29 protein-coding genes and 1 pseudogene are annotated in these 25,531 nt (G+C 65.2%); 11 read left to right on the top strand and 19 right to left on the bottom strand.

From position 1 onward, the window contains the following. Positions 1-287 precede the first annotated feature (287 nt). Positions 288-656, top strand: coding sequence for a hypothetical protein (locus AB0J47_RS15780; protein WP_364345871.1), 369 nt, complete (start codon positions 288-290; stop codon positions 654-656). 53 nt (positions 657-709) lie between these two features. Here AB0J47_RS15780 and AB0J47_RS15775 read toward each other — a convergent pair whose 3' ends face one another. The 3 genes from AB0J47_RS15775 to AB0J47_RS15765 form a co-directional block, all read right to left on the bottom strand. Beyond that, complete coding sequence (locus AB0J47_RS15775; RefSeq protein WP_364345869.1) at positions 710-1,564, bottom strand: hypothetical protein; 855 nt, start codon at positions 1,562-1,564, stop codon at positions 710-712. Beyond that, positions 1,555-2,181 carry a hypothetical protein gene (locus tag AB0J47_RS15770; RefSeq protein ID WP_364345867.1) on the bottom strand — a complete coding sequence of 209 codons (627 nt, stop codon included), beginning with the start codon at positions 2,179-2,181 and terminating at the stop codon, positions 1,555-1,557. The genes AB0J47_RS15775 and AB0J47_RS15770 overlap by 10 nt, the downstream gene beginning before the upstream one ends. A 71-nt stretch (positions 2,182-2,252) precedes the next feature. Next, complete coding sequence (locus AB0J47_RS15765) at positions 2,253-3,089, bottom strand: LLM class F420-dependent oxidoreductase (RefSeq protein WP_364345865.1); 837 nt, start codon at positions 3,087-3,089, stop codon at positions 2,253-2,255. A gap of 536 nt (positions 3,090-3,625) precedes the next feature. Between AB0J47_RS15765 and AB0J47_RS15760 the strand changes: the two genes are divergently transcribed. From AB0J47_RS15760 to AB0J47_RS15745, 4 genes are all read left to right on the top strand, one after another. Continuing rightward, positions 3,626-4,162 (top strand): VOC family protein, encoded by a 537-nt coding sequence (locus AB0J47_RS15760; protein ID WP_364345863.1) that lies wholly within the window; start codon positions 3,626-3,628, stop codon positions 4,160-4,162. 139 nt (positions 4,163-4,301) lie between these two features. Next, positions 4,302-4,670, top strand: coding sequence for a hypothetical protein (locus tag AB0J47_RS15755; protein ID WP_364345861.1), 369 nt, complete (start codon positions 4,302-4,304; stop codon positions 4,668-4,670). Positions 4,671-4,901: 231 nt separating this feature from the next. Beyond that, complete coding sequence (locus tag AB0J47_RS15750) at positions 4,902-6,473, top strand: hypothetical protein (RefSeq protein ID WP_364345859.1); 1,572 nt, start codon at positions 4,902-4,904, stop codon at positions 6,471-6,473. Next, positions 6,470-7,111, top strand: coding sequence for a DUF305 domain-containing protein (locus tag AB0J47_RS15745; RefSeq protein WP_364345857.1), 642 nt, complete (start codon positions 6,470-6,472; stop codon positions 7,109-7,111). The genes AB0J47_RS15750 and AB0J47_RS15745 overlap by 4 nt, the downstream gene beginning before the upstream one ends. An 11-nt stretch (positions 7,112-7,122) precedes the next feature. Here AB0J47_RS15745 and AB0J47_RS15740 read toward each other — a convergent pair. Further along, positions 7,123-8,094 (bottom strand): annotated as a pseudogene (locus AB0J47_RS15740) (dynamin family protein); the annotation flags it as partial. A 385-nt stretch (positions 8,095-8,479) separates the two neighbouring features. Between AB0J47_RS15740 and AB0J47_RS15735 the strand changes: the two are divergent. Together AB0J47_RS15735 and AB0J47_RS15730 are read left to right on the top strand one after the other, a co-directional pair. Beyond that, positions 8,480-8,728, top strand: coding sequence for a hypothetical protein (locus AB0J47_RS15735; protein ID WP_364345855.1), 249 nt, complete (start codon positions 8,480-8,482; stop codon positions 8,726-8,728). 46 nt (positions 8,729-8,774) lie between these two features. Further along, on the top strand, positions 8,775-9,437 hold the full coding sequence (locus tag AB0J47_RS15730) for a S1 family peptidase (protein ID WP_364345853.1): 663 nt from the start codon (positions 8,775-8,777) through the stop codon (positions 9,435-9,437). A gap of 11 nt (positions 9,438-9,448) precedes the next feature. Here the strand turns inward: AB0J47_RS15730 and AB0J47_RS15725 are convergent, their stop codons facing one another. The 15 genes from AB0J47_RS15725 to AB0J47_RS15655 all read right to left on the bottom strand — a co-directional run bounded on the left by AB0J47_RS15725 (position 9,449) and on the right by AB0J47_RS15655 (position 21,033). Continuing rightward, a complete protein-coding gene (locus AB0J47_RS15725; protein ID WP_364345851.1) occupies positions 9,449-10,141 on the bottom strand; it encodes an FHA domain-containing protein in 693 nt (230 codons plus the stop codon). Between the two features lie 244 nt (positions 10,142-10,385). After that, a complete protein-coding gene (locus AB0J47_RS15720) occupies positions 10,386-12,014 on the bottom strand; it encodes a tetratricopeptide repeat protein (RefSeq protein ID WP_364345849.1) in 1,629 nt (542 codons plus the stop codon). Further along, a complete protein-coding gene (locus AB0J47_RS15715) occupies positions 12,011-13,831 on the bottom strand; it encodes a hypothetical protein (RefSeq protein WP_364345847.1) in 1,821 nt (606 codons plus the stop codon). Before AB0J47_RS15715 ends, AB0J47_RS15720 begins: the two co-directional genes overlap by 4 nt. Then, positions 13,828-15,120, bottom strand: coding sequence for an ABC transporter substrate-binding protein (locus AB0J47_RS15710; protein WP_364345845.1), 1,293 nt, complete (start codon positions 15,118-15,120; stop codon positions 13,828-13,830). Before AB0J47_RS15710 ends, AB0J47_RS15715 begins: the two co-directional genes overlap by 4 nt. 52 nt (positions 15,121-15,172) lie before the next feature. Further along, entirely contained in the window at positions 15,173-15,463 is a 291-nt protein-coding gene (locus AB0J47_RS15705; RefSeq protein WP_364345843.1) for a gas vesicle protein K, read from the bottom strand. Beyond that, on the bottom strand, positions 15,456-15,692 hold the full coding sequence (locus AB0J47_RS15700; RefSeq protein ID WP_364345841.1) for a gas vesicle protein: 237 nt from the start codon (positions 15,690-15,692) through the stop codon (positions 15,456-15,458). Before AB0J47_RS15700 ends, AB0J47_RS15705 begins: the two co-directional genes overlap by 8 nt. Further along, positions 15,689-16,483 (bottom strand): GvpL/GvpF family gas vesicle protein, encoded by a 795-nt coding sequence (locus AB0J47_RS15695; protein ID WP_364345839.1) that lies wholly within the window; start codon positions 16,481-16,483, stop codon positions 15,689-15,691. The genes AB0J47_RS15700 and AB0J47_RS15695 overlap by 4 nt, the downstream gene beginning before the upstream one ends. After that, entirely contained in the window at positions 16,476-16,871 is a 396-nt protein-coding gene (locus AB0J47_RS15690; protein ID WP_364345837.1) for a gas vesicle protein, read from the bottom strand. Before AB0J47_RS15690 ends, AB0J47_RS15695 begins: the two co-directional genes overlap by 8 nt. Then, on the bottom strand, positions 16,868-17,194 hold the full coding sequence (gvpO, locus tag AB0J47_RS15685; protein WP_364346089.1) for a gas vesicle protein GvpO: 327 nt from the start codon (positions 17,192-17,194) through the stop codon (positions 16,868-16,870). Before gvpO ends, AB0J47_RS15690 begins: the two co-directional genes overlap by 4 nt. A gap of 14 nt (positions 17,195-17,208) precedes the next feature. Then, complete coding sequence (locus AB0J47_RS15680; protein WP_364345835.1) at positions 17,209-17,466, bottom strand: gas vesicle protein GvpG; 258 nt, start codon at positions 17,464-17,466, stop codon at positions 17,209-17,211. A gap of 3 nt (positions 17,467-17,469) precedes the next feature. Further along, entirely contained in the window at positions 17,470-18,228 is a 759-nt protein-coding gene (locus AB0J47_RS15675) for a GvpL/GvpF family gas vesicle protein (RefSeq protein WP_364345833.1), read from the bottom strand. Then, positions 18,228-18,638 (bottom strand): gas vesicle protein GvpJ, encoded by a 411-nt coding sequence (gene gvpJ / locus AB0J47_RS15670; RefSeq protein ID WP_364345831.1) that lies wholly within the window; start codon positions 18,636-18,638, stop codon positions 18,228-18,230. Before gvpJ ends, AB0J47_RS15675 begins: the two co-directional genes overlap by 1 nt. Next, positions 18,635-19,777, bottom strand: coding sequence for an SRPBCC family protein (locus tag AB0J47_RS15665; RefSeq protein WP_364345829.1), 1,143 nt, complete (start codon positions 19,775-19,777; stop codon positions 18,635-18,637). Before AB0J47_RS15665 ends, gvpJ begins: the two co-directional genes overlap by 4 nt. Positions 19,778-19,782: 5 nt before the next feature. Further along, entirely contained in the window at positions 19,783-20,487 is a 705-nt protein-coding gene (locus AB0J47_RS15660; RefSeq protein WP_364345827.1) for a hypothetical protein, read from the bottom strand. A 174-nt stretch (positions 20,488-20,661) separates the two neighbouring features. Continuing rightward, a complete protein-coding gene (locus AB0J47_RS15655) occupies positions 20,662-21,033 on the bottom strand; it encodes a VOC family protein (protein ID WP_364345825.1) in 372 nt (123 codons plus the stop codon). An 87-nt stretch (positions 21,034-21,120) separates the two neighbouring features. Here AB0J47_RS15655 and AB0J47_RS15650 point away from each other — a divergent pair, with 87 nt between their 5' ends. The 4 genes from AB0J47_RS15650 (at position 21,121) to pdhA (ending at position 25,510) form a co-directional block, all read left to right on the top strand. Continuing rightward, positions 21,121-21,612, top strand: a complete 492-nt coding sequence (locus AB0J47_RS15650) for a MarR family winged helix-turn-helix transcriptional regulator (RefSeq protein ID WP_364345823.1) — start codon at positions 21,121-21,123, stop codon at positions 21,610-21,612. 11 nt (positions 21,613-21,623) lie between these two features. Next, complete coding sequence (locus AB0J47_RS15645) at positions 21,624-22,823, top strand: helix-turn-helix domain-containing protein (protein ID WP_364345821.1); 1,200 nt, start codon at positions 21,624-21,626, stop codon at positions 22,821-22,823. Between the two features lie 155 nt (positions 22,824-22,978). Then, entirely contained in the window at positions 22,979-24,433 is a 1,455-nt protein-coding gene (gene lpdA / locus AB0J47_RS15640) for a dihydrolipoyl dehydrogenase (protein ID WP_364345819.1), read from the top strand. Between the two features lie 9 nt (positions 24,434-24,442). Next, entirely contained in the window at positions 24,443-25,510 is a 1,068-nt protein-coding gene (pdhA, locus tag AB0J47_RS15635) for a pyruvate dehydrogenase (acetyl-transferring) E1 component subunit alpha (RefSeq protein WP_364345817.1), read from the top strand. Positions 25,511-25,531 lie beyond the last annotated feature (21 nt).

The raw sequence follows: 25,531 nt of genomic DNA, 5'->3' as shown, positions 1-25,531 counted from the left end.
CTGCCGGTCCCGCGTAGTCTGCACCCTTACTGCGCGCAATTACACAGCGTCAGGTGGTTACCCGCGCGTATCATCGGAAATTTCTCATTTGTGTCTATGACACTAGTGGCGGAATTCCTCGGCCGGCAGGATTCCAGTACCGTACCCGTGATCGGGTCGTAGCCGGGTTACGTGTCGATCAAAGCAATCAAACGAGAGGGAGCGTCGATTCGCGCCCGACCATCGTCAGATGCGTTGACCTGCAGCCTCTCTCTCGTTCTCGTGCGCAGTGGTGGGAGGTGATCTGTGTGGCCGACATTCTCGATATACTGCACGCGCGCTGCGCCGAGGTCGCGGGCGAGGCGATCCTCTCCGGAGAGGAGCACCCGACCCTCACCCTGTCCACACGTGAGGTCGCCGATCTGCTCAATCGTGTGGCCGACCTGCGCGGCCGCTGCCACGACATCGACCTCGCCTATCGCGACCTCGACCACCGGTACACCGTGCTCCGCCGCGCCACCAGCGATGCCACCGCATCGTTGGATCGGATCCGCACCACGCTGGAGCAGCGCACCGCGCACCCGGAAGCTCATACGCGCCAGGCCTGCAGCATCGCCCGTTTCGCCGCCGAAAACCTCACCGCCGCACGACTGGGCACGACGACGTCCGGCCCATAATGCGGTCAGCGGACGCGCGATAGCACCAGGCCGAGTCCGGCGACGCTGAACGACTACGCGGTGACCGTGACGTCAGTGTCGGTGAAACGGCGTCCATTCAGATGGTCTGTTATGAAGTGTCGGATCGGTTCGGGTTGGTCTACAAGGCTGTTCGCGATCGCGGCCGGGACCTCAATGGTGCCGTCGAGGTGACGGGGCTGATCGCTGATCCCCCGCTGCTGCGGCATTTGGCGTAGTCCGTCGACGGTATGCAGGATCAGGTCGAGTCGAAGGTCGCCGCCGAAGTCGAGGCGCAATAGCGTAGGTGTCACCGCGATGTCGAAGGCATCGATGGTGGCCATCCAGCCCCGGTCCGAACGCTCCGTATATGTGTATGGCGATGGTGCCGCCAGGGTTTCGAGTGTGTGGTCGGCGGCAGTGTCGTTGCCGGGGCCGGTCCACAGCGGTGTGCCGTAGCGGCTGCTCCAGTTCCAGTCTCGCGGTGCGCTCAGCGCGTGGTCCATGGTGAAGAATCGGCGGTCGCGGTCGATCGCCATCACCTCGTCGTCGTCCGCCGACACCCCGGAGATGCGGCCATCCATACCGCCCGGGAGTGGGAGAATGTGCCAATCCTCTTGTTCCGCAGCATCTTTCACGAAGATGCGGCCGTCACGGACGGCGAAGGACCAGCGGCGGTTGAACGATTCGGCGGTGGTGCGGAAATACACCTGCGCGGGCAGTGCAATGTCGGCGGGCGGTAACACTTCCAGACCGACACTGGACCGGTCGCTTGCGCCCTCAGGAGTTCCCACGGTGCCGAGCAAGGTACAGGGCGTATGTTCGGCAGTCGCGGAATGCGCGGTGATGCCGGTGAATACGAGCGTGAGCGCGGTGGTGAGCGCGAATCGAGCGAGAGTGTTCACAACCATCCCAGCGAGCCGAAAGCAATGAGAGCCACCGCGTCGAGCCCCAGGATCGCCCCGGCTGCCAAGGCCTTGGCGCGCACGGTGGGCAGATCGTGCACCCAGAAGCAGGCCGCGAAGAACGGGACGTAGCCGATCAGCCAGATCAGCGGCGGGAAGCCTGCCTGCCACCAGGACCAGTCCCAGGTCAGCACACCGATCTTGTTGAGCACGATCTCGACGCCAACGGCCAACGCCGCATTCACCGCCACCAGCACCGGACGGTTGGGCAGCCCGAACACGCGCATCTCGCGTGGCGGCAGCAACTTCGCCGCCGCCACGCCCATGATCGCGAACATGAAGCAGATCTCGATATTGAGCCCGATCAAAATTTGATAGGCGGTCGGCCCGACCGCGCCCCACACTGGCGCGCGATCGGTGACATGGAAGACCACGGCGTTCCAGATCTCGTTGAACCAGTCCATCCCCCACAGCGCCAGCCCACCGAACAGCACATTCCAGTTCCGGCGCTCGACCTCGGTGGCATACACGTAAACCACGATCAGCAACAGCGGGATCACATACCACTTGAACTGGCTCGAATCACGAACCAACTCCAGCGCCGCACGGGCGTTATCGGTCACTGGCCAGCCCCTCTTCCGATGACCGCGAACCCCGGAGAGTTTGTTACATCGCTACACTCATTGTCAATCTGTCATGGCGCGAGCGTCGGGCCGAGGTACCGGTCGGCGACTTTGGTGATTTCGTCGAGGGCGCGCAGTGTTTCCAGTTCCGGGAGCGTCGGCACGCTGAAGACCAATCGCTCTACCCCGGCCTCGGCATAGCCGTCGATCAGTGCTGAATCGACTGCGGCGAACGCGACGGTGACAGGCACGTCATATCCGTCGAGTCGGGCTAATTGGGCCGGTATCGCGGCGGGATCGGCGACCGCGGCGGGAAGCCACCCGAGGCCGTGGCGGATCGCGCGTTCGGCCGCCGCTTCCGCGCCACCGATGAAGATCGGCGGGTGCGGGGTTTGCATGGGTTTCGGCCAGGCATACATCGGGTCGAAATCGATGAAGCGGCCATGATATTCGGCGACGTCCTCGGTCCAGATCGCTCGGATGGCGTCGAGTTGCTCGTCGAGCAGCGCGCCGCGGGTACGCGGATCGGTACCGTGATCGGCCATCTCCTCGCGGTTCCAGCCCGCGCCGACGCCGAATATGAAGCGCCCGCGCGAGATTCGGTCGAGCGTGGCGACCTCCTTCGCGGTGTGGATGACATCGCGCTGGATCAGCAGAGTGACCCCGGTACCGAGGATCAACCGTTCGGTGACCGCCGCAATCGCGCCGAGGGTGACGAACGGATCCAGTGCGCGGTAGTACTCCCGAGGCAATTCGCCTCCACCCGGGGCCGGAGACTTCCGGCTCGCGGGGATATGCGAATGTTCCGGCAGGAACAACGATTCGAATCCCCGCGCCTCCAGCGCCACACCGAGTTTCGGACCGCTGATTCCCTCGTCGGTAAGGAAGGTGGTAATGCCTATCTTCATGACTCGAATATTCGAACCTTCACATGTATGTGAAGGTCAACCCGAGGCATTGTGAGGTGGAGCACCTTTGCGTTGCATCTCTGCGGCCGCGGCAGTCGCTTCGTCATCGACTCCCTGGCGTTCGATCCCGACCTTCCACTCAGCGGAAGCTGATCAGGGATAGGCCATCCAACCGTTGGTATGAAGATTGCGGCCCAGTCGGCCGGTGCAGCTTTCGCGCGGAGGGGCGCACAGCAGCGCCGCCTACTGATCACAGACGATCGAAGGGAGGAACTGATGCCGAAGCGATACGTGATCCTGGAAATCGCGATGGCAAGTGCGATCGCGACAATCACACGGCTGTTCCAGCGGCCGATTCCGCGCGTGTTTCGGTACCGGATTCACCGCCAGATCGGCAATGGCCAGCGCCCATGACCTTGGCTAACCTGGCCGCAGCACGGTACCGCGAGGTCGTGTACATGCCGACCGGTCCCGATGTAGCCCGCGAACTGCGGGCCTTCGCATCGGTCGAGCACTGAGGAAACGGAGCAACTTTCGTGCCAATCCAGCGCCTGAACCATGCCGTCCTGTTCGTCTCCGATGTGGAGCGCTCGGCCACGTTCTACCACGATGTCCTCGGCTTCCGACAGATCGGCGCAATTCCGGGTGGGGTCTTCCTGCAGGCGGCCGGTTCAGCCAACGACCATGACCTGGGTTTGTTCCGATCCACCGAACCGGCCGCTACGCATCGCACCGGACGGGTCGGGCTGTACCACCTGGCCTGGGAGGTTGACACGCTGCGCGAGTTGGGGCGGGTCAAGGACGCACTGCGGGCGGCGGACGCTCTGAGCGGAGCGTCGAATCATGCGGTCACCAAGTCGCTGTACGGAGCCGACCCCGACGGCATCGAATTCGAGGTGTGCTGGTTGGTGCCGGATGCCGCGATCGAACAGGAGTTGCGAGGTATGACCGCGCCGACCATGCCGCTCGATCTCGCGGCGGAGATCACCCGATATGGTGCGGATACGCCCGGCGGCCAGCGTACGGATCATGCGGTCTGGCAGCGCTTCCTCGCGGGTGAGACTGCCGACTAGCCCGCGCTTAAAATGGGGAACCCATGGAGCGCATCGGCATAGAACATCTCAGCGTCTTCGGCCTGCCACGGACCGAATTCGTCGACCTGGCAGCGGATCTGGGTGTCCAGAACATATTCTCGCGACGGCTCTGGCCGCCGTGCGCCACGTCGGACGTCCCGACTTCCGGTTGCTGATCGATACGATGCATCTGATCCGATCCGGTGCCACCCCGAGCGACCTGGCCACCCTGGATCCGAATCTCATTGGCTACGTTCAGATCTGCGACGTCCCTCGCTATCCGGCCATCCCGGATTACATGGCGGAATCGATGACGGAGCGGCTCGTACCGGGAGCCGGGGAGCTGCCGCTGTTCGAGATCCTCTCCGCGATTCCACCCAGCACCGTGGTCAGTCTGGAGGTTCCGCAACTGACCGAGGCGCGCAGCGGCGTCAGTCATTACGACCGGATCAGGCCGGCTGTCGAAGCAACTCGTGCGCTGTTGGGTCGACTGACAATCGGAGGGTGAGCGCCCCGCCGCGGGATTCGGGGGAAGGTCTTGACTCCAGATGATGCCTCGCGCACACTACCGAGTAGCAACCGGACAGTACAGTCCGGATTGTCGGATCGCACAGCCGCCACCATGGCCGTCGCACCCTCAACGGATTTCCGCAGCCGATCGACGGACCACCAGCCCGCGGCCGACCTGGCATCGACTATCGATCCACACGAAAGGCAACCCTCATAGCCGAGGGCCACCATGACATCATCGTTGCTTCCCCTGGTTCGGCGTTCCCTGGTGACGGCCGCGGCCACAGCTCTGCTGTTGCCGACCGGAATCCTTGCCGCGCAACCGCAGTCGGATATAACCGGCAGCGTTCGAGAAATCTCCGGCCGCACCGATATCGCGGTCGCCCGCGCCGAGTGCGGCCCCGGTTCCGAGCCGGAATCCGAACACCAGGGCGACGTCCCCGCCGCCGACCGGAATGACGGCCGCAGCACCCGCGGCTACCGCTGCAATATGTCGCAGGTCGGCAATTACCCGGGACGCGGCGGGGGTATCTCCTCGGCCAGCTTCGAACATTGCGTCTACGTCGGCACCTTCTTCCCGGGCAACCTGCTGGGGCCCGAACAAGGTGTGCAGGTGCTCGACGTCTCCGATCCCGCCGCGCCGGTGCTCACCGCAACGTTGAACGAACCGGCAATGCTGGCGGGCACCTGGGAAAGCTTGAAGGTCAACGAGACTCGCAAACTGCTCGTCGGCACGGGCGCACCCGTCATAACCGGTGCGGGCCTGCTGTCGGTCTACGACATCTCCGATTGCGCACACCCCCGTCTGCTCAACCCGGGCACCGGAACCAGTCTGAACATGCCACTGCCGATCACCTCACATGAGGGTGGCTTTTCCCCCGACGGCAACACCTACTGGAGCTCGGGCGTCGCCCCGGGCCTGGTCAGCGCGGTCGATCTCACCGATCCGGCCAATCCGCGCGTTATCTGGCAGAACCTGCCCGGATTATCCATGCACGGCTTCGGATTCAGTCCCGACGGGAACACCATGTATCTCGCCAATAACTTCGGCGGACTCATGATCCTCGATATCAGCGCTGTCCAGCGCCGCGATACCGATCCGCAGGTGCGCCAACTGGCCAACATCTCCTGGACCGACGGTTGGGCCACCCAGCACAACATCCCGGTCACATATCGAGGCACACCGTATGTCTTCGCCACCAACGAGGCCGGATCCGGCGGCGTAATGCTGTTCGACGTCTCCGACGCGACGAATCCACGCCTGCGCAACACCATCAAACTCGAGATCGATCTACCCCAGAACGAGGACATCGCAATGGCTTCCGCCGCGGGCGGTTCGCTGTTCGCCTACGACGCGCACTACTGTGCCGCGGATCGGCCCGTCGATCCCACCGCACTGGCCTGCAGCTGGACCTCCTCCGGCATCCGCGTATTCGACGTGCGCGACCCGCTCGCCATCCGCGAGATCGCCTACTACAACCCGCCCGCGCGCACCGGACACAACACCGAGCTGACGAACTCGCCGCATGCACTCGCCTCGATCATCGGGCCGCCGCTGCTCGCGTCGCCGACAGTGGTCCAGACCATATTGCAGGGCCAGTTCGATATGTCCGAGGCCGCCAGTCCGCGCACCGGCATGCTGGCTTTCGGCGATCTGTCCTCGGACTGGTGCTTCTCGGCACCTGAATGGCGTGGCAATCAACTGTGGACCACCTGCGCCGACAGCGGATTCCTGGCGTTGCGACTGGATTCGAGCATCTACACCCCGCCGGCCGATCAGCACTCGACCATGGGCTCATGACCCGGCGAACCTGGATCAGCAGTGCCGCACTCGTCAGCCTGGCCGTACTGCTGCTCGCTGTCGGTGCGGCCATCCGACCGGTGCTGATAACCGATGACAAGGCCGCGCCGCCCGTGCTGAGCAGTACCGAAATCGGCTTCACACAGGATATGGTCGCCCACCACAGCCAGGCACTGCTCATGACGCAGCGGCTCGACTCGGGAGTCGACGGGACGGTACGGGCACTGGCACAACAGATTTCGGACACCCAGCGCACCGAGATCGGAATGTTGCTCGGCTGGCTACGAATGGCCCGCGTGGTCACGATCAATCCGCACCCGATGGCTTGGATGCACACCGACCAACCGAATCTCACGCAACACCAGCACGCGACACCGACCAGCACCGCCGACCACATGCCCGGTATGGCGACCCAGGCCGAACTCGATGCGCTGGCCGCGGCGCGCGGCGCTGACGCGGAAGCGCTGTTCCTGCGACTCATGCAGCGCCACCATGTCGGCGGCATCCAGATGGCCCAAGCCGCCGATCGCCAATTGTCCAGCGGCATAGTCGAACAGGCGGCCCGCGACATGATCGACACCCAGAGCCGCGAAGTCGGCCTGATGATGCTGCTGACGCAGCGCAGCACCCCGAGCTGACCCACCGCAACTTTCAATTCGTCCGCGCGCTGACCGAATTGAATGTCGATGACGCGCTCGAGTTCGCCGATGCCACTGCGTGCGATCAGTTCGTCGACCAGAGCCGCCGAAGCGCTGGTACCGGCCCGTAAACGAGTCAGTGCCATGTTGATTCCGAACAGACCGAGACGTCTGACGAGATGCTTTCGTGCCGCGCAATCAATCGGCAGATAATCGGCACGCTGGAATCGATCGGCCGATAGCATGGCCAATTCCAGGTCGGCCGGTGCGACCGTCGCAAGCTGGCGCAGGGCCACGAACTCGCTCTGTCGAAGAGTTTTCGCGGTAAAGGCGAGCAAACCCGCAACCGGCACGGCCGCCTGACACAGGCCCGTCATTTCCAACTCGCGAGTGAATTCCTTGGCTGCGGCCCGGGCAGAATGCATTGCGTCCGGATGGCCCGCACCGAGTTCGTCCGCCCGCGATAGGACGCCGACAATTCCCAGCGGGCCGGCGTTACCGCCGACGCGCTCCCCGATCTGCCGAATCAGTGCCAGGTCGGAATCGTCGAGAGAACGAAACAGATAGACCACCGCATCGGCTCCGGCCGAGCCGGTATCCGGAGTAAGCAGCCGCAATGTTCGCGCGGAGACGTCCCTCGACAGTGACGTGGTTCCGGGTGTGTCGATGATCGTGGTGCGGGCAAGTCGAGGCAGCGGCCAGTCGACATCGATTCGATCGACCTGCACCGCCATGAGCTTGCCGAGGTCGAAGCTCAGACCACCCTCGGCTCGCTGTATCGGTACATACTCCGACCGGCCGCCCGCGAGCCGGGCGATGACCGTCGGGGTGGCACCGTGCCGGTACCAGGTCACGACGCGGGTGCACTCGGTGGCGTCGGTCGGGGCGATATCTTGGCCGACCAGCGCGTTGAGCAACGTCGACTTTCCGGCCTTGACGGCACCGGCCAATGCGATGCGCAGCGGTTCGTGCAGCCGTCGCGCGCCCTCCTCGAGCGGACCGGTAGCGGACCGGTTGCCGAAGTAGACGCGATGGGCTTCCTCGATGATTCTGTCGACCCTCGTGATCGGCGCCGCGGTGTTCATATCGACACCCGGGTAACCCCGCTCCGGCTGCCGCGAAGCGTCGCCCAGCATGGTTTCACCCATACCGAACATCATCGCGCCACTGCGGCCGCGGTGCCTGCCCAACGCTTCTTTCTCTGCGCTGACCATTGCCGATGGCCCGGGCACAACCCGAGGTCTGAGGGTTTCCAACCCGGGGGAGGATGATCTTCCGCGCCCTCTACGAGGAGAGTTGGTGGTGTTCATGTGTGGGAAGCCTTCGACGGACGAGGCGTCCCTGAAGCACTCAATTGAAGGAACCATCATGAAGAGCACGAAAATTCGCGCAGCCGTAGCGACGGCAGCGCTCGCACCGATGATTGCCCTCGGCTCAGGCGTTGCGACCGCCGATCCCGCGCCGGCCGCTCCTCCGGCGCCGGTCCAAGTGGCGCCCGCTTCAGAACAACTCCCCCAGGCGGCCGATCCCGCCTTCCTGTGGTGGAACCCGTTCCTGTGGTGGGTCTGCTTCGTTCCGCCGATCTTCCCCTTCGGAACGGGCATCTGCCTCGTATGACCTACTCGACGACGGAATAGTTGCAGCTCGAGCGATTGGATAGGACATGTTCAGGAAGTTCGCGAGAGCTGCGGCTGTGCTCGCAGCATGCGCAGCGCTGGCCGGGGTGCAAGTAGGCACTGCGCATGCCGCAGGCCCGTCGGTACTGGGCGGCGGTTCCGGCATTGTCGTCAACGACCAGGGCGTTTGCACGCTCACCACGATCGGGCACGATGCCGCGGGTCGGCTGGTCGGGATCACCGCAGGTCACTGCAATGATGCGGGTAACACGGTGACCGCCGAGGCCAACCGTGACGCCGGCGTCGTCGGCACCTTCGCCTACTCGAACCGCGACATGGACTACGCCGTCATCGCTTTCGATGCGGACAAGGTAGTACCAGTGAATCGCGTTGGTAATACGACGATTACCGGATTGGGCGGTCCGGCGCAGTTCCCGGACGTCGCGTGCAAGGAGGGCTATACCACGGGCCAGACCTGTGGCCTGGCCTACGGAGATCTGGACCAGACCAACACTTGGACCTGGACGCAGATATGTGTCCTTCCCGGTGACTCCGGCGCGCCGGTCGTGGTCGGAACAACGCTCGTCGGCATGGTGAACGGATACCTGCGGGTGCCATGCCTGGGACCGGAGCTCGGCGCGAACATCGCCACCATCATCGACGACATCAACGCGCGCGGTGGCATCGGATCGGGTTTCCATCCGATTTAGCCGCCGAAGGACTACCGTCCGTGGTGATTGACGATCACGCCGCTCTCGAGCGCGCGTTCAACCAGAAACATGCGTTTTTTGTTCTGCGGGAAGGATTCGACGTCGAATATTTTGAACAGCGCCCGCATGTGGGTCTTCACCGTAGCCACGCTCAGGCATAGGTCGTGTGCAATCTGCCAGTTCGATGCAGGGTAGGTGAATCCGGTCCGAGCGTCATACGGGCGACACAGTGCCTCGAGAATCAGATATTGAGCGTCGGTCAGCGCACTCCTGGTCGGCAGGGTGCCGTGGGCAATCGTTACTTCATCTTCGGATGAGTGGTCGTCTGTGAAGATGAAAACCGATTTTCCGAAGCGAATGGTATCGCCGGACTCGAGTTTGCGACACCCGTCGACGCGCTCGCCGTTGACGAAGGTCCCATTTGTGGACAGCCCGTTATCGATGACAACCCAGTAGTCGCTCACCCGCTCGATAATGGCGTGCAGGCGCGAGACCGTAGCGTCGGCGGTCACGGTTATGTCGGCGGCCTCCGACCGCCCGATTGTCATGCTGTGCATGTCGCCATCGAGCGGAATCTCGCGCCAATTTCCATAGCCGATCCGGTGGGAGAGAGTGCCACCAATGGCTGACTGTTGCCACGCACCATCGCCTGCGTCTGGATAGGGTCCGTGACGCAGCGCCTGTGGTCCGTATGGCGTGGCCATGATGCGTCGTTCCCAATCCGAGGTACGTCATGAACTGCGGGCACCGCTTTGTATGCTCAGAATGCGCCTTTCCGCCAGTGATTTGTGCCAATTCAACTAACTTGATGCAAAGGGTGGGGGTCCGGTCGTTCCCGGGGTCTGATTCTGCGGGTATTCCAGACCATGGTGCGGTTACCGAATATCGGGTTGATCGTTCGGTCGCGACTATGCCCCCAGGACACCGTGGCAGATCGCTCAGTCGCCGCTATTGCGGATCCGGGGCGGGCAGCGGCCAGCGATCCACCGTATGCAGGGTCGAACCGGCTTGGCGCGCATAGTATTCGGCGTGTAGGGCCTGGGGGTGTAGGCGGCGGGCGGCGGCCAGCCAGCCGCCTGCCTGGCGGAGTACTTCGGTACGGGTGAGCGGGGGGTCGTCACCCAGCAGCAGACCACCGTGTTCAGGGGCGAGAACCACCGCCGATCCGAGGTGCTGCAGGCAGCGGCCGGTACCGAGATCGTCATCGAGCTCGCGGTAGGCGGTTAGTGCGCGTTGCCATTGCCGAAGGGCACGGCGGGGTTCACCGCGGGTCCACCAGAGGACGCCGAGCGTTTCGCGCGTCTGGGCACGGCCGTCGGGGTCGCGGCCGTCGCGGGTCAGCGATTCGGCCAATTCCAGGCGGTCTTGGGCGGCGTCCAGTCGACCTTGATGCAAGTGGACGACGGCCAGGTTGATCAGCGTGCAGACCACTCCGGCCAGATCGGTTCGCGGCAGCAACCACCAGGCAGCTTCCAGTTGTTCGGCCGACTCGGACAGCACCGGCGGACTCGGCGGCTCGGCGTCGAGTCGATGCAGCGCGGAGTAGTGCGACCAGCGCGCGGACAGACTGCTGGATAGGGCACGTGGCCGATATTTCGGCGGACGTCGACGCAGCCGGCCGGCCCGGAGCGCGGTCAGCTCACCACGCAGCGGGAAATCGCCGGGATCGGTGAGGTCACCCAGCGCTCGCGCTACGCCGTTGGCATTCTCGGGCAGGCCCTTGCGGGCATACCAGACGTCGAGGGCGTCCGCGATTCTGGCGAGTTCGTGTACCGCCGCCGTCGGTAACCGCGTTGCCGGAGTCGGGAAGAGTGCGCGCAGATATTCTTCTTCCGCTTCGAACCAGCGTCGCGCACCCTTGGCAAAACGAACCGTTTCCAAGGCGACGGCCCAGCGGTTGGCCCGGTCCGCGTAGTGGTGCAGCAGTGCGGGCAACGCCGCCTGCCAGTGTGGTCCGCGAATGACCTCCGCGGTGGGCGGCAGCCGCGGAGCTTCGCGCAGGCAATATCGGTCGGCGCGGAGGTAGCCGATGATCCCGCGCATTTCGAGGTCCGCCAGCACCAGGGTCGCGGTGCGCCCGTCGGGTGCGGAATCCGCAGGCAACCGCGTCGGCGCTTCGAGGACGGCCGACAGCACCGCGAGCAGAGCGGCCGTCTCGAATTCCTGAACCGGCAGGTCCCGCAGTGCCGCGAGGATGGGCTCGTGATCGAGTTCGGAAAGCTGTCGCGGCGGATCGGGACGGTTTCTGGCGGCGACACGTACCGGCTCGCCGGGCTCGACCAGTTCGGCGATCAGGGCGAGTTCCCTTTCGGTGCGCGCTGTTTCGCGAAACCTGTCGATGCGTCGGTAGGCCACATACGTGCCCGCACCGAGCACGGCGACGATGGCGAGCCCACGCAGCAACCCGCCGATCACCTTGACGACATCGTTGTCGCCGAGTGAGTTGACCACGATATTGCGACCGAGTTCGAGTACCAGCGCCCACGCGACGACCTCCGCGGTGCCGAGAACCCCCTCCCAGATCGACGAGCGCGGCGTGATCTGCTGCGGCGCTTCGTATCCGCGTGGCGCCGTCACGACCGCGTCCCGGCGGTCAATCCCGGTACCAGCCAGCGCCGCCAAGTGGCAAGCAACAGCAGCACGGGCAGCACGGCCGACAGCAGCGACCCGGCCGCGAGTTCCGCGGCGTTCTCGTTGAATTGCCGTGCCTCGCCCCACAACAGCAACGACCAGGGGCTGGCACCCGCGCCGTTCATCATCAGCCCGATGAAGAAGTCGTTCCATACCTGGATGAATTCCAGTACCGCGACCGCGACCACGGCGGGACCCGCCGATGTCAGCAGCCGCCGCGTAACGGTGCCCGGACTGGCCAGCCCGTGCAGCGCCGCCTCGGCCGGACTGTCCGGCGGGGCCAGCATCGCACCGCGCAGGATCAGGATCGCGATCGGCAATCCGGCGGCGGCGTGCACGAAGATCAACGGGATCCTGGTGCCGGACAGGTTGAACGTGTCGATGAACGCATCGAGGGAACCGAGGTAGCTCTGCGCAGGTAGCACCGAAAGGACGACCAGGGACACCACCGCGATCCGCGAGACCACACCCTGCTGGCGCCCGGCGGCCAGTCGATGCGCCACCGGTAGAGCGGCCGCCACCACGACGATAGTCGCCAACCCGGCCACCAGTAACGTCGTCTGCCATGCCGCACGGAAGGATTCGTCGCGCCACATGCCGGTGAGAGCGGAGAGTCCGAATCCCTTGGGGCCGTTCAGACAAACGACAATCAGAACCAGGATCGGCACCAACGCCAACAGCGACACCACGCCGATCCCGATCGCGCGCACCGGACCGATGCGGCGGCTGGCATCCCCCGGCGGCGAAACCGCCGTGTGGGTCCGGCCGCCGCGCTGTCCGCGCACACCGGTCCGGGGCAGCCAGGCCACGAAACCGACCAGGACCGCCAACGGCAGCGCGTATGCCGCGGCGACGCCCGCGCTGGGATCGCCGTCGGTGGCCAGCCGCCACCACTGCACCGTCGCACTGTCGAGCTGATACTGCATCGAACCGGGTACGCCGATCAGCACCACATCGAACACCCTGGCCGCCGCCACCCCGACGACCAATCCGAGAATCAGCAGGATCGGGCGCACCAACTCCAGCAGTCGCAGCAGCGGGAAACGCTTACCCTGCCCGTGCAGATAGCCCGACCGCACCGGGTCTGCCTCGATGGCCCGGATATCGGCGCGCAACAAGCCGGTCAGAAAGCCGAGCCAGGTCCACAGAAACGCCGAACCGAGCATCAGCGCGAACCAGATCCGGTACCCGCCAACGCTTTCGATGCCGAACCAGGCGGCGAGATGTTGGAAGATTATCCGGAAGGCGACACCGGAGACGAACGCCGAGATACCGAACGGCACGATCAGCGGTGCCCACAATCTGCGCGAATCCCGTGACAGCCAGGCGATGCCGACGGCGACGAGCAGTAGGACCAGACCGAAGACGACCCACAGCATGGTCAGCAGGTACGCCCATCGTCCGTCGCCGGCCAGGGCGTCGGCGAGCAGCCAGAGTCCCAGCGCGGTGAGCACGGCGCAAGCCGCGAGCACCGACAGGCGCGCCCTGCTCAACGATCCTCGCCTGCGGATCAGAGTGAAGGCGACGGCGCCACAGGCAATGAGCATGCAGGACAACACGATTCGTGGACGCGCGGGCACCGCGATCGCCACCGTCCACACCGCGGGCGCCACCAGCAACACCGCGATCAACCCGACCGCGAGTAGACCCGCCCAACCGAGCCAGCGGTGCGGCCGCCCACCCGGTATCAGTGGGCCGCGCATCCGGCGCGTCGCGAGCTCGATGCGCAATCCGTTGGCACGGAAGTCGGCGACACCCGTCATCGGCGGCTCCGCTCGAATCCGTCCAACGCGGCGATCGCGCGATCGATCGCCGCATCCGGCCGCTCGGCGGCACCGTCACCGATCGCGACGAGAAAGTCGGTCAGAATGCGCCACAAACCATTACGGCCGCCCACCGCTCCCAGCTGATCGGACAGATCGAATGCGCTCCACGGGCTCTGCGCACGCGCGATCGGATCCAGCAACGCCGAATAGCGCACGGTAGTCCGAATATTCGGGGCGATGAAGCCGCCGTCGCCCTGAATCCACGGCAGCGGTGCCTCCGGCGCGGCCAGCGCCGTCACCACCTCGTCGGCGTGCGAGCCGGCATATCTGGTCACCACCATGACATCGCCGCCGACAATCCGCGGCCGTTCACCACCGAGGCCGGTGACCGGGAACGGTGCGATACCGACCACCTCCTCGGATCGGCGCCCGGAGACCCGAAGGCTTTCACGGACAACGGGTTCGGCGAAATCGGGTGCGATCACCATGGCGGCGCGACGGTGCTCGAACACCTCTCGAATCGCGTCCGGGAACTGACGGGTCAACGCCACGGCGGCACCTCCCGCGATGGCGTGCGGTCGACCCCACAGCCGCGCGAGATTCGCGAACGTTTCGCGCACGGCAGGCCGGTCCCAGACACGATCCTGCGAAGTTGTCGTCAAATCGTCGTAGGTGCGCGCAGATTCGGCGCGCAGCACATTCTCGAAGACATCGGTCAGTACCCAGCCGTCCGCGGCGGCGAGCGCGAGCAACCGCATCGGCGTGCCCGCGAGCACCTCGATCCGGTCGACCCAGTCCGCGATCGTCCAATCGGCGGGGTCGCCGAGGTGATACTTGTCGACGGTCTGCCGGTCGTACCAGACCATCGACTTATCGGCGGCCTTGAACGGCACTCCATACGGTTTTCCGTTGTGGTACAACAGCTGTCGCCACAACTCGGGATACCGCGCCCCTTGGTCGTCGGTCCACAGCGCATCGGGGACCGGCCGAAGCTTACCGTCGTCGACAAGCGCGCGAACCTGACCGGCCTGCGGCAGCAGCACGATATCCGGCGCCGACTTCCCGCCCGCACTGAACGCAGTACCGACCTCGTCGCCCATCGGAATCACATCCACCGATCGCGCGAACGGCATCGGCGCCAACACCTTCCGGAAGGCCGCCAGCTCCGCGCCACTCCACGAGACCCCGATCCGAATCGACGCCGAGTCGCCCCACAACAGCTGCGGCGCACACGCGGCCAGCGGCAGCACCCAACCCGCTTGCAGCAAAGCTCTTCTGGTCCCCATGCTCCCCCAACAGAGCGGAAACGGTGTCGCCGAAGATTATTGCATCACCCCCCTAGTCGGGAAGGAGCTTTCCCAAGGGACCCAGGTCGATGTTGAGATCTTCTGGGGTGAGGCCGAAATGGTCGCGCAGCTCGTCCATGCGTTGTTCGAGCAGCATAAGGGTGGTGCCGATGCGTTCGATCTGGGTCTCGGTCAGATCGCCGTCGTCCACGCGCCGCAGAGCCTGCCGTTCCATCAGCTGCCGCAGCAGCTCCACCAGTGTGAGCACGAGCGTGACCAGACCGCGCTCGACGGATTCGGGGTTGGTATCGATACGCGGTGGAATGCCGCCTATTTCAGTCATCTCGGGGCGGTTCCAGTTCAGGGTGTGCCGTCGCGGACTCGACCGAGGAGACAGACAAGCTACTGATGGATGAGATGAGGGCTCGCAGCGAGATCGCGACCAGGTCGACGTCCGCGATGGCCAGTCTGATATCGCCGGAGATGATTACCCCGCCGGCCAGCACTCGGTCCAACAGGTCGACGAGTGCGACCCGGCGCTCGCCGTCGACGCTCTGGTCGGTCGGTCTCATATCGGCTCCTGGTCCACACCGGCGAACGAATAGGGCGGCCACGGACCGGTGATTTCGAGCCGGATGCCGGGAAATTCCTTGCCGAGTTCGTCGACGGTCGCGGCGAAGTCACCGCCGTCGTCGTCATCGACCAGATAGGTGCCGTTGAGCACCATCCAGTCGCGGCGTCCGCTCAGCACCGGATCCGTCGCCGCTTGGCGATGTCCCGCCACGGAGTGTCGAACCAAGCGCGCATGGATCTCCCCGGCCTGCTCTGCCGCGTCGCGCTCCACAGTTGCCTGTGCGGACAGTTCCGCGCGGCGACGGGCCAGATAGGCCGTGCCCCTGCCCTTTTCGGTCCCTGTGCTCGCGGCCTCGGCATCGGCCACGGCGGCGGTGAGGGCTGCGCGGTCGGTATAGGCTTTCACGCCCCACTCGGTGCGTCCGGTCACCAAGGTCAGCGCCGCGATGAAGTCCGCACGCCGCGCATCGAGCAGCTCGCGCACCCGCTCGTCGTCGAGAAAGACAGTGGCCAGACGCAGCGGAACGGTCGGGCCGCGGCGCACCAAGGTCGACACGACGGCGTCGTGTGCCCGAGCCGTCGCCGCCAGCCAGTCCAGATCCTCGAAGTTCTGCCGTAGTGGTTGGTCCCCGAATACCGCGAGCGGCACCGATCCGACGAACGCCGCCAGCGCATCCGACACCACCGTGCGTACCACCTCGCCCGCCACGCCCGTGGTCGAGCCGGCTCCCGCCGCGGCGTCCGTTGCGCGCGTCACCGCGTACAGCCAGACGCCGACCTCGTCAGTCACGCCGCCTCGATTCCTTGGGTTCACGGCGGCGTTCGATAGATTGCGGGACCTCGCGTGCGGCTTCTAGTTCGGCGATCCGGTCACGCAGTTCCCGGTTCTCCAGTTCGAGGTCGTGATCCTGCCGCTCGAGTGTGCGGGCCTTGCTGTTGAGCCAGGGATCGGTCTCCCACCAGTCGATGCCCACCGCCTTGGCCGTCTCCAACGACGCGATGACCAGTCGCAGCTTGATCGTGAGCAGTTCGATGTCGAGCAGATTCACCTGAATGTCGCCAGCGATCACCAAGCCCTTGTCGAGCACCCGTTCGAGGATGTCGGCGAGATTCGTCGACTGATGTCCGCCTCCGAACGGCTGCGGTGCGGACGATTCGCCTCCTGGGACCACCGTCATCGTCGATCTCTTCGGCCGATATCGGTGCTGCCGCGCGTGTAGCGTCTGGTTCTGCGGTAGGCCAGCAGATTTCCGTCCAAATCGAGCTCGAGCTCGTAGAGCGCCAACATGTCCCCCGATGACGGGATACGGCGATCCTCGAGGACCTCCATCTCTACCAGCCATCCGTCCTCGATCGGCTCCATGGAGGTGACTCCCTCCACATGCTTCGAGGTCAGTTCCACGAGGATCTCGATCGCCGCGGCCGAGGCCTGCGCCGCGGTGATGGGGGGCGGTTCGTCCGGCGCCGCGTCGACATCCTCGGGGTTTTCCGGAGTGGTCATGCGTGCCACGCGAATCACTCCTTCCGTTTGGTCGCCGTCGCGTCGTCCGAGGACGGGAGTGTGCGATCGAGGACGGCTTGCTGCGCTTGTTTCCGCTCTTCTTCGGACAGGCGACCGGCCGCGGCGGCCTCATCGATCTCCTCGAGTTCGCGCCGCACTGCCGCGGGACTTTGTAGCTGCTGCTCTACCTGGTCCTGGATCAGTTCGCCCAGCCAGATCACGCCGCGCACCGGTGCGAGCGGCAACGACAAGATCGCTGAGACCAGACCCATGGTTCAGCTCTCGGGTGCCTGCTTGGTCACGAAATCGTAGGCTGCCATCGGTCCGAGCAGGGTCAGTTCGACCCGGTCGTCCCAGTCCCTGGCGAGCCGGCGCAACACATCCTCCAGATCGCCTTGCCGACTCGTGTCGACCAGAACCGCGACGTGCACGGCGTCCTCCTCGTGGGTGGGCTGGCGCTGGTTGACGAGCGGGTCGAATTCCTCGAGTTCGGAAATCACCCTGCGGGTGTCCTCGGCGCGTTTGGCTTCGATCGCCTGATTGATCATTTCGCCCAGTGCAATCCGGGCATCGCGGGTGGCGTCTTCGGGTTTGTCGTGGATCTCCTCGCGTAGCCGGGCGACTTCGGCGTTCTCGTCGATGAGTTCACGCAGCACGGCATTCTCGACGTAGCGTCCCTTGATCACGAACTGCGCACGACCCTCCAGTTCCGCCAGCGCGGCACGGAACTCGTCCTCGTGTTCCCCGAGCAGCTCGTTCTCCACCGCCTCCGCATCGGTCATCACCGCGCCGAAGCGCAGCGGCAGCACCGGAACGACGGCCGCCGACTCGTCCAGTAACTTGGCGTGCGCGGCGAGGTCATCGGGATCGCCGAGCCGGCGATCGGTGGCGACGTCACTGACCAGGGCGGCGATCTCGCCGTGTCGCACCACTGCGACATCGCCGGGGGGATCGCCGACACCACTGGCATGCGGCTGCGGCTCCACATCCGCGGGGACGATTCCGTAGACGTATAGGGCGTGGTCGGTAGCCATTATTCCTCCCTGCGCCGCGAAGACCGGGGTGCTGTTTGGCGCTTGTCCTCGACGTCGTCGAGGAAGCCCTTGACCTTCTCGCCCGCCGCTTCGAGCGCACCCTTGGTCTTGTGCTTGCTCGCGCCCTCGGTAACGTCGCCGACGATATCGGTCAAGCCCTTGGGTTCACTGGTGGAAATTTCGAGTCGGTTGACGGCCTCGGCAAAGCGCAGATACGTGTCGACGCTGGCCACGACGACGCGGGCGTCGACGGTCACCAGTTCGATGCCGACCAACGAAACGCGCGCGAACGCGTCGATGACCAGCCCTTTGTCCAGAATCGTGTCCACAACGTCGGCAAGGCTGGAGGAATTCGGGCGCGCCATCGTGCCGGCTCCACCACCGCCACCGCCTGCGGGTTCGATCGTCATGTTCGTGCTCTCCTCTCGCTCGACCGGCGAGCTGCCGTGGTGCGGCGCTGCGAGCCCGATCGACGACGGGGCGGCGCGGGCGCGGTCTGCTCGTCCTCGTCTTGCTCGTCCTCGTCGTACTCGTCGGACTCGTCTTTCCGTTCCTTTTCGTCTCGATCTTCGTTGTCCGCGGTTTCGGCCTCGGCGCTCTCGTCCTGTTCCTCGCGCCGCGCGGTCTCGTCGTCCTTGACGACCTTGCTGTCGTGGATCTCGCCGTGCCAGCCCATGACGTCGTCGGGATGCAGCACAGCCTCGGTCATGACGTGCCGCTCGAATTGCTTCAGTTCCAGGCGGCATCGGCGACCGGCCGCGCGCCACAGGTTGGCTGTCTTCTCGAAGACTCCGTGGGGTCGGTACTCGAGCACCACGATGATGCGGGTGAGATCCGGCGTGATCTCGTGGAAGCTCACCGCCCCGTCGATGTAGCCCTTGGCGCCTGAGGAACGCCAGACAATTCGCTCGAAGGGCACCTGCTCGAGGATCGTGGATTTCCAAGTCCGCCTGGACCAGAACACCTTGCCGGTCCAGGTGAGTTTCTCGTCGGCGACCTGCTCGACCTGCTCGACCTTCTTGGTGAACTTCGGAAAGTCCGCGAACTGGGTCCACTGGTCGTAGGCAAGGTCGATCGGGACCCCGAGATCGAGCTGCTCGACGATATTGGTCGCTTTGCGCTCCTTGCCACCCCCATTGCCTTTGCCGCCGGTCATGGACTCCTTGACCGATTCGAAGTTGTCGCGAACGGAGTGCTTCACCTTCTCCATGCCCGCACTCATCGTCGCTCGCAGCGGCGAGGCGCCTTGGCTGAGTTTTTCCACTCCCGTTATCGCCGAAAGCAGATTTCCCCCACCGTCTTCCGCGTATTGATTAAGCCGGTCGGCGGTCTTCGATACCGTGCCCGAGAGCCCGGAGACCGCGCGTTCAGCCAGGGTTGCGGTGAGATTCTGCACCGATTGCTGCAAGGCGCTGGTCGGGACGGCTTTTTGGGTTTTCCGCTGGATGGTCGATCCCGCACGGGTGGCGGCTTTAGTAGCCCGCCCCGTGGAGTCGGCGGCCTTCTTGCCGACTCCGGTTGTCGCATCACGCAGTGTTCTGGCCGCCATCGGCCTCATCTCCTCGTGCGTCGCACGGGCGCTTCGTCGGATTCGTCGGTATCGACGCGACTACGGCGTCGGCGGGCCGAGGGCGCCTTACGCTCGGCGGAGCGGGGCGCACGGTCCGAGGTCCGAGAGCCCGTCCCACGGGCGGCGGTCCGCGTCCGTCGTGCCCGGGGCCGCGCGCTGGTCTGCTCGGAGTCCTCGTCGTACTCGTCTCGGGTTCGGCCGGAATCGTCCTCGTCGTAGGCGTCCTCGTCGTCTTCGTCCTCGGCGGGTTCTTCCTCAGCCGATTCGCCCTCGGGCCGTTCGTCCTCGGCCAATTCGCCCTCGGGCCGTTCGTCCTCGGCCAATTCGTCCTCGGGCCGTTCTTCCTCGTCTGAATCCGGCTCCTGCGACTCGCCTCGATCCTCCTGCGAGTCGGGTATCGCACGCTGCTGCAACCGGTCGTTGAGCGCGTCGATGCGGTTGCTGGCCGCGGTGACCGCTGCTGAGCGCACAGCGCCCAGCAACTCACCCTTGACGGTATCGGTGATCTGGGTCAGCTCCTGCGACGATTTGAGCAACGATGTCCCCCGCTCGAGCAATTCCCCAGTCATTCCCGTCGACCCCCTCGACATCGCCGCACCCGCCAGCGCCAACGCGAACCGCATCTTGCGCGTGCGCCCCAGCAGGTACCCGACGCCCACCCCTATCGCAATTCTTGCTCCACCTTGCACGGCTCACTCCTTGCTCGCCTCGACATCCGAACGCATCGGCGAAGCCGGGACGTCCGACATACGACGCCCAGAGTGGGATAGATCGGACGCAAAACATTCGGCAACTTCAGCGTATTCCTGGTTACCGGATAGGTCCATGGGTGCGGCCCGCGAAGAGCGGTCGGACTTCGCGGTTCAGGGGACGGCCGTGAACAGTTCGTAGCTGTGGCCATCGGGGTCGCGAACATATACCCCGCGCCCTCCGGCGAGGTGGTTGATATCCCGGTCCCAGCCGTTCTCGGGACCGGAACCGTAATCGACAGCAGGCCAATTCGACAATCGGTGCAGCACTGCGTCGAAGGTTTCGTCATCGACGAGGAACGCGTAGTGCCCTGGTTCGACACTGCCACGGTCGTCGAAGTCGAGAGTCAGATCGTCGTTGACGGTTACCGGCACGAACGGTCCGTTCGGAGCCGACACCGACCGACCCATCAATTCGGCGAAGAACGTGGCCGAGGTCTGCTTGTCGGTCGCGGGCACGATTGTGTGGTTGAGAACGATTGGCATTGCGACCTCCTGTGTTCGACCCGACCCGAGCCAATTTGTATGCGATACGCACATAAATATACGTGTGCATCGCATACAATGTCGAGGGTGAATGTCAGTGCTGCGCGAAATCATGAGACCGCCGAAGGTGGGCCGGCGCTGTTCCGGCTGGTCCGCTTCTGGTCACGGCGCTGGGTCAACCAGGCGCGCACAGATACCGCGGCAGCCCAGGACGACGACATGCGCCAGGTCCAGCACATCCAGGTCGTCGAAGCCGTCACGGCCGGGCTGCGGACTTCCGACGAAGCCACCGTCTCGACAGTCGCCGATCAACTCGGCCTGGACCACTCCGGCGCCAGCCGCATGGTCCGCGACGCCGTCGCGGCGGGCTACCTCACCCGCGTCGACTCCGCCCACGACCGGCGACGAGTGGTCCTGGAACTCACCGACAACGGTCGAGACCTGCTCACCGCATCCCGCGACTGGCAACGCCGATGCTTCGACCGACTGACCGCGTCCTGGCCCGACCGCGACCGCCACCAATTCGCCGCCTACCTGCAACGCCTCGCCGACGAGACCACCCGCAACGGCGCTGAGTAGCGTCGACCGGTATGGCTACACCCCAGCATCCGGTCGCGACGGCGGGTACGCGGAAGTTGGCCGCGGCCTGCCGTGCGGAGATTCCAGTGCTGACCCGGCGGTTGCTGGCGGCGATTTTCACCGATAACCCGGAGTGGACGGATTACACCTCGGTGCCGCGCAAGGAGTTACGAGAAGGCTGTCGGCAATATCTGACCCGGATTTTGGATCTGCTCGGTGGGGCGGCTACCGATCCCGAACACGATGATGTGGCCGCGGCGATCGGTAGGCATCGCGCAGCGCAAGCGGTGCCGTTGGAGGCGATGTTGCGCACATTCCGGCTCGGCGGCGCGATCGTGTGGGAGGCCTTGCTGGACAAGGCCGATGCGATCGACGCCCGGGAAGTCCGCGAGGCCGGCACCGCGATGTGGACGGTGATCGATGGGTTGTCCTCGTCGTTGGTCACCTCCTATCGCAATGCCGAGCTCGAACAAGTGCGCCGCGACGAGCGCCGCAGGCATGCCCTGATCGAGGATCTGCTCGCCGGTCGCGCCCATGATGCGACCTTCGCCGCACGGGTGGCGCGCGAGCTGAACCTGCCCGTCCAGGGTGCGTATCTGGTGGTCGCGGTCCGCGGCGGCGAGGGGCGGCCGCTGCGCACGGGCACCGAAGCCGCGTTGGGCGCGTTGGGGATTCGGTCGGTATGGCATGACCGGGTGGATGCCACGATCGGGCTCGTTTCACTAGCCCGTCACGACAGCGCGACCGTGCTGGCTCATCTTCGTCCCCAGATACGCGGACTGGCCGGTGTCTCGCCGGCTGTCGCGGGACTCGCGGATGTCGATACCGCGCATGCGCTCGCTCTCATAGCGATGCAGACAATGCCCAGGGAGGCAACGGGATTGGTCGCTCTCGACGAGCGTTATCCGGAAGCGCTGCTGGTCCGCTCGCCCGACCTGACCGAGCTGCTGGTCACCCGCACCCTCGGTCCGGTGCTGGCGCTGCCGGTCAAAGAGCGCGACTCACTGCTGCAGACCCTCGCGGTGTGGCTGGCGGAGAACTGCTCGGCGGCCAATGCCGCGCCGCGCCTGCATTGCCACCGCAATACCGTGATCAACCGGCTGCAACGTATCTCGACCCTGCTCGATCGTCCGCTCGAGGGGCAACGCTCCTACCTGGAGCTGTCACTCGCGCTCGCGGCACTCCAACTCGGCGAGTCACACTACCGATAGGCACCGGCGGAATTGGGCGCAGCGCCCATTTTCCAGACCGATTTCCTGGGCTTCGGAGTGATTGTTTGTGCGCAGGGTGGTGACGAGACTCGTCGATGATGACTCGCGCCATACCCGTGTCGAGTCGAAATCGTTCGAGACGAGGAGCACCACGAGTGCCGGACTTCGATCTTCTGGTAGTCGGCGGCGGCCCCGGCGGCTATGTGGCCGCCATCCGCGCGGCCCAGCACGGCTTGACAGTCGCCCTGGTGGAGAAGGAACGGCCGGGCGGGGTCTGCCTGAATTGGGGCTGCATTCCGACCAAGGCCATGTTGCGATCCGCGGAGGTTTTCCAGACTGTCAGCGCCGCAGCGGATTTCGGTATCTACGCCGACAATGTGCGCTTCGACTTCCCGGCCGTGCGCCAGCGCAAGGACGGCATCGTCAAGGAACTCACCGACGGTGTCGCGGGATTGCTCGCGGCCAACGGCGTGACGGTCATCGAGGGCCATGCGCGCTTCATCGATCCCACCACCGTCGAGGTGCACCAGGTGGGTCCCTCCCCCATCGGCCCGGAGGGCCCGCGCTACGCCGCCGCTCCGACCACGCCGATCCGACAGGTCAGTGCGCGTGATGTGATCATCGCGACCGGCTCGGTGCCCGCTCGGCTGCCGATTCCGGGCGCTGATCTGCCGGGCGTGATCACTTCCGATGGCGCGTTCGGGTTGACCGAGGTGCCGAAGCGGCTCGTGATCATCGGCGGCAGCGCGGTCGGCGCCGAATGGGCCAGCCTGTTCGCCACCTTCGGCGCCGAGGTCACGATCGTCGAAATGCAGGACCGGCTCGTTCCCGCGGAAGACGCCGATATCGGGACCGCGCTGGGTCGCTCCTTCAGCAAGCGCGGCATTGCGGTGCTCACCGGTTCGACAGTGAAATCCATTGCACAAGAGTCGAATCGGACACTGCGAGTGTCCGTCGACGGCCAGCGGGCGCGCGAGCTCGATGCCGACGTGGTACTGGTCGGTGTCGGTCGGCGACCCAACACCGCCGACCTGGGCTTGGACATCGCCGCAATCGCCACCGACGACCGCGGATTCATCACTGTCGACGAGCAGCTGCGTACCGGTACCGCGCATGTGTACGCCATCGGCGACGTCACCGGTCGGGCGCTGCTCGCCCACGTGGCCTCCCACCAAGGCCTCACCGCCGCCGACGTGATCGCCGGACGTCAGGCGCATATCGATTACACGGTGATCCCCGCGGCCACCTTCACCCATCCGGAGATCGCCAGCGTCGGACTCACCGAAGCGGCCGCCCGCGCCGCCGGGCACGAGGTGATCACCGCGCGCTTCCCGTTCGCGGCCCTGGGCCGAGCCAAAACCTTCGGCGAGACCGAGGGGTTCGTGAAAATAATCGCCGGGCAACAGCATCAAGAGGTTCTCGGAGTGCACATCATCGGCCCCTCGGCCAGCGACCTGATCACCGAAGGCGCACTGGCGATTTCGCTCGAGGCGACGCTCGACGAGCTGGCCGACACCATCCACGCCCACCCAACCCTCGGCGAGATCGGCATGGAGGCGGCGCTGGCCGGACTCGGACTGCCCGTACACATCGCGCCACGCAAACGCTGAGGAGCCACCGTGACCACGACCACCGCACCCCGGAAATTCACGTCGAAGGCCGCAGCCCGCAAGGCATTCGCCGGCACCGATCCCGACACCCTGCGCAGCTACTTCCGCGACATGCTGTTCGTGCGCCGCTTCGAAGAGCGCACCGCGCAGGGCTACACCCAGGCCAAGATCGGCGGCTACTGCCATCTCAACCTCGGCGAGGAAGCAACCGTCGTCGGACTCGCCGCGGCGATGCGCCCGACCGATTACCTGTTCACCAACTACCGCGAACACGGCTACGCGATCGCCAAAGGCATCGAACCCGGCCGGGTGATGGCCGAGCTGTACGGCCGATCCACCGGCACCTCCAAGGGCTGGGGCGGCTCGATGCATATGTTCGACACCGCGACCCGACTGCTCGGCGGTTACGGCATCGTGGGCGGTCAGTTGCCGCTGGCCGTCGGCGCCGCACTGGCCATCGACTATCGCGGGGGCGACGATGTGGTGGTCTGCCAAATGGGCGACGGCACAACGAATATCGGGGCATTCCACGAGTCGCTGAATATCGCGGCGCTGTGGCATCTGCCCGTGGTGTTCGTGGTGATCAACAACCAGACCGGCATGGGCACCACCGTCGAACAGTCCTCCGCCGAACCCGACCTCTACAAGCGGGCCAGCGCATACCGGATGCGGGGCGAACGAGTCGATGGGACCGATGTACTCGCGGTGCGGGATATCGCCATTGAACTGGTGGAAGCCGCTCGCCGGGAGGGAAAGCCGGCCCTGTTGGAAGCCGTCAGCCACCGACTCAAGGGGCATTCGGTGGTCGATCCCGCGAAATACCGTAGTGCCGAAGCGGTTTCGATCGCGCGCGAATCCGATCCGATCGCGCGGCTACAGCGGGAGCTGATCGCCGCCGGCTTCCTCGACGACGACACCGTTGCCGCTATCGAAGCCGAAGTGGGCGAAGGGGTCGACGCGGCCGTGGCATTCGCCGACGCCAGCCCGCACCCCGAGCCGACGAGCCTGTTCGACTACACCTACGCCACCCCGGTGGCCGGTGAATCTCGACGGCTACCCGCCGATCCGCTGTTCTGAAAACACTTCCCGCGACCGCTG

This window comes from Nocardia sp. NPDC049737, assembly GCF_040674755.1.
In the GTDB taxonomy this organism is placed as follows: Bacteria; Actinomycetota; Actinomycetes; order Mycobacteriales; family Mycobacteriaceae; genus Nocardia.
The sequence above is the reverse complement of the archived record's forward strand: the minus strand, read 5'-3'. Positions and strand labels throughout refer to the sequence as shown.

Bases quoted from the DNA above. Each gene is read 5' to 3' on its own strand.
- AB0J47_RS15710 (WP_364345845.1), bottom strand. From the start codon at position 15,120: ATGGGGACCAGAAGAGCTTTGCTGCAAGCGGGTTGGGTGCTGCCGCTG.
- AB0J47_RS15735 (WP_364345855.1), top strand. From the start codon at position 8,480: ATGAAGAGCACGAAAATTCGCGCAGCCGTAGCGACGGCAGCGCTCGCA.
- AB0J47_RS15725 (WP_364345851.1), bottom strand. From the start codon at position 10,141: ATGGCCACGCCATACGGACCACAGGCGCTGCGTCACGGACCCTATCCA.
- gvpJ (WP_364345831.1), bottom strand. From the start codon at position 18,638: ATGACGATCGAACCCGCAGGCGGTGGCGGTGGTGGAGCCGGCACGATG.
- AB0J47_RS15680 (WP_364345835.1), bottom strand. From the start codon at position 17,466: ATGGGTCTGGTCTCAGCGATCTTGTCGTTGCCGCTCGCACCGGTGCGC.
- AB0J47_RS15765 (WP_364345865.1), bottom strand. From the start codon at position 3,089: ATGAAGATAGGCATTACCACCTTCCTTACCGACGAGGGAATCAGCGGT.
- AB0J47_RS15775 (WP_364345869.1), bottom strand. From the start codon at position 1,564: ATGGTTGTGAACACTCTCGCTCGATTCGCGCTCACCACCGCGCTCACG.
- AB0J47_RS15690 (WP_364345837.1), bottom strand. From the start codon at position 16,871: ATGACGGTGGTCCCAGGAGGCGAATCGTCCGCACCGCAGCCGTTCGGA.
- gvpO (WP_364346089.1), bottom strand. From the start codon at position 17,194: ATGACCACTCCGGAAAACCCCGAGGATGTCGACGCGGCGCCGGACGAA.
- AB0J47_RS15665 (WP_364345829.1), bottom strand. From the start codon at position 19,777: ATGGCGGCCAGAACACTGCGTGATGCGACAACCGGAGTCGGCAAGAAG.
- AB0J47_RS15730 (WP_364345853.1), top strand. From the start codon at position 8,775: ATGTTCAGGAAGTTCGCGAGAGCTGCGGCTGTGCTCGCAGCATGCGCA.
- AB0J47_RS15745 (WP_364345857.1), top strand. From the start codon at position 6,470: ATGACCCGGCGAACCTGGATCAGCAGTGCCGCACTCGTCAGCCTGGCC.
- AB0J47_RS15705 (WP_364345843.1), bottom strand. From the start codon at position 15,463: ATGACTGAAATAGGCGGCATTCCACCGCGTATCGATACCAACCCCGAA.
- AB0J47_RS15750 (WP_364345859.1), top strand. From the start codon at position 4,902: ATGACATCATCGTTGCTTCCCCTGGTTCGGCGTTCCCTGGTGACGGCC.
- AB0J47_RS15700 (WP_364345841.1), bottom strand. From the start codon at position 15,692: ATGAGACCGACCGACCAGAGCGTCGACGGCGAGCGCCGGGTCGCACTC.
- AB0J47_RS15645 (WP_364345821.1), top strand. From the start codon at position 21,624: ATGGCTACACCCCAGCATCCGGTCGCGACGGCGGGTACGCGGAAGTTG.
- AB0J47_RS15655 (WP_364345825.1), bottom strand. From the start codon at position 21,033: ATGCCAATCGTTCTCAACCACACAATCGTGCCCGCGACCGACAAGCAG.
- AB0J47_RS15675 (WP_364345833.1), bottom strand. From the start codon at position 18,228: ATGGCTACCGACCACGCCCTATACGTCTACGGAATCGTCCCCGCGGAT.
- AB0J47_RS15715 (WP_364345847.1), bottom strand. From the start codon at position 13,831: ATGACGGGTGTCGCCGACTTCCGTGCCAACGGATTGCGCATCGAGCTC.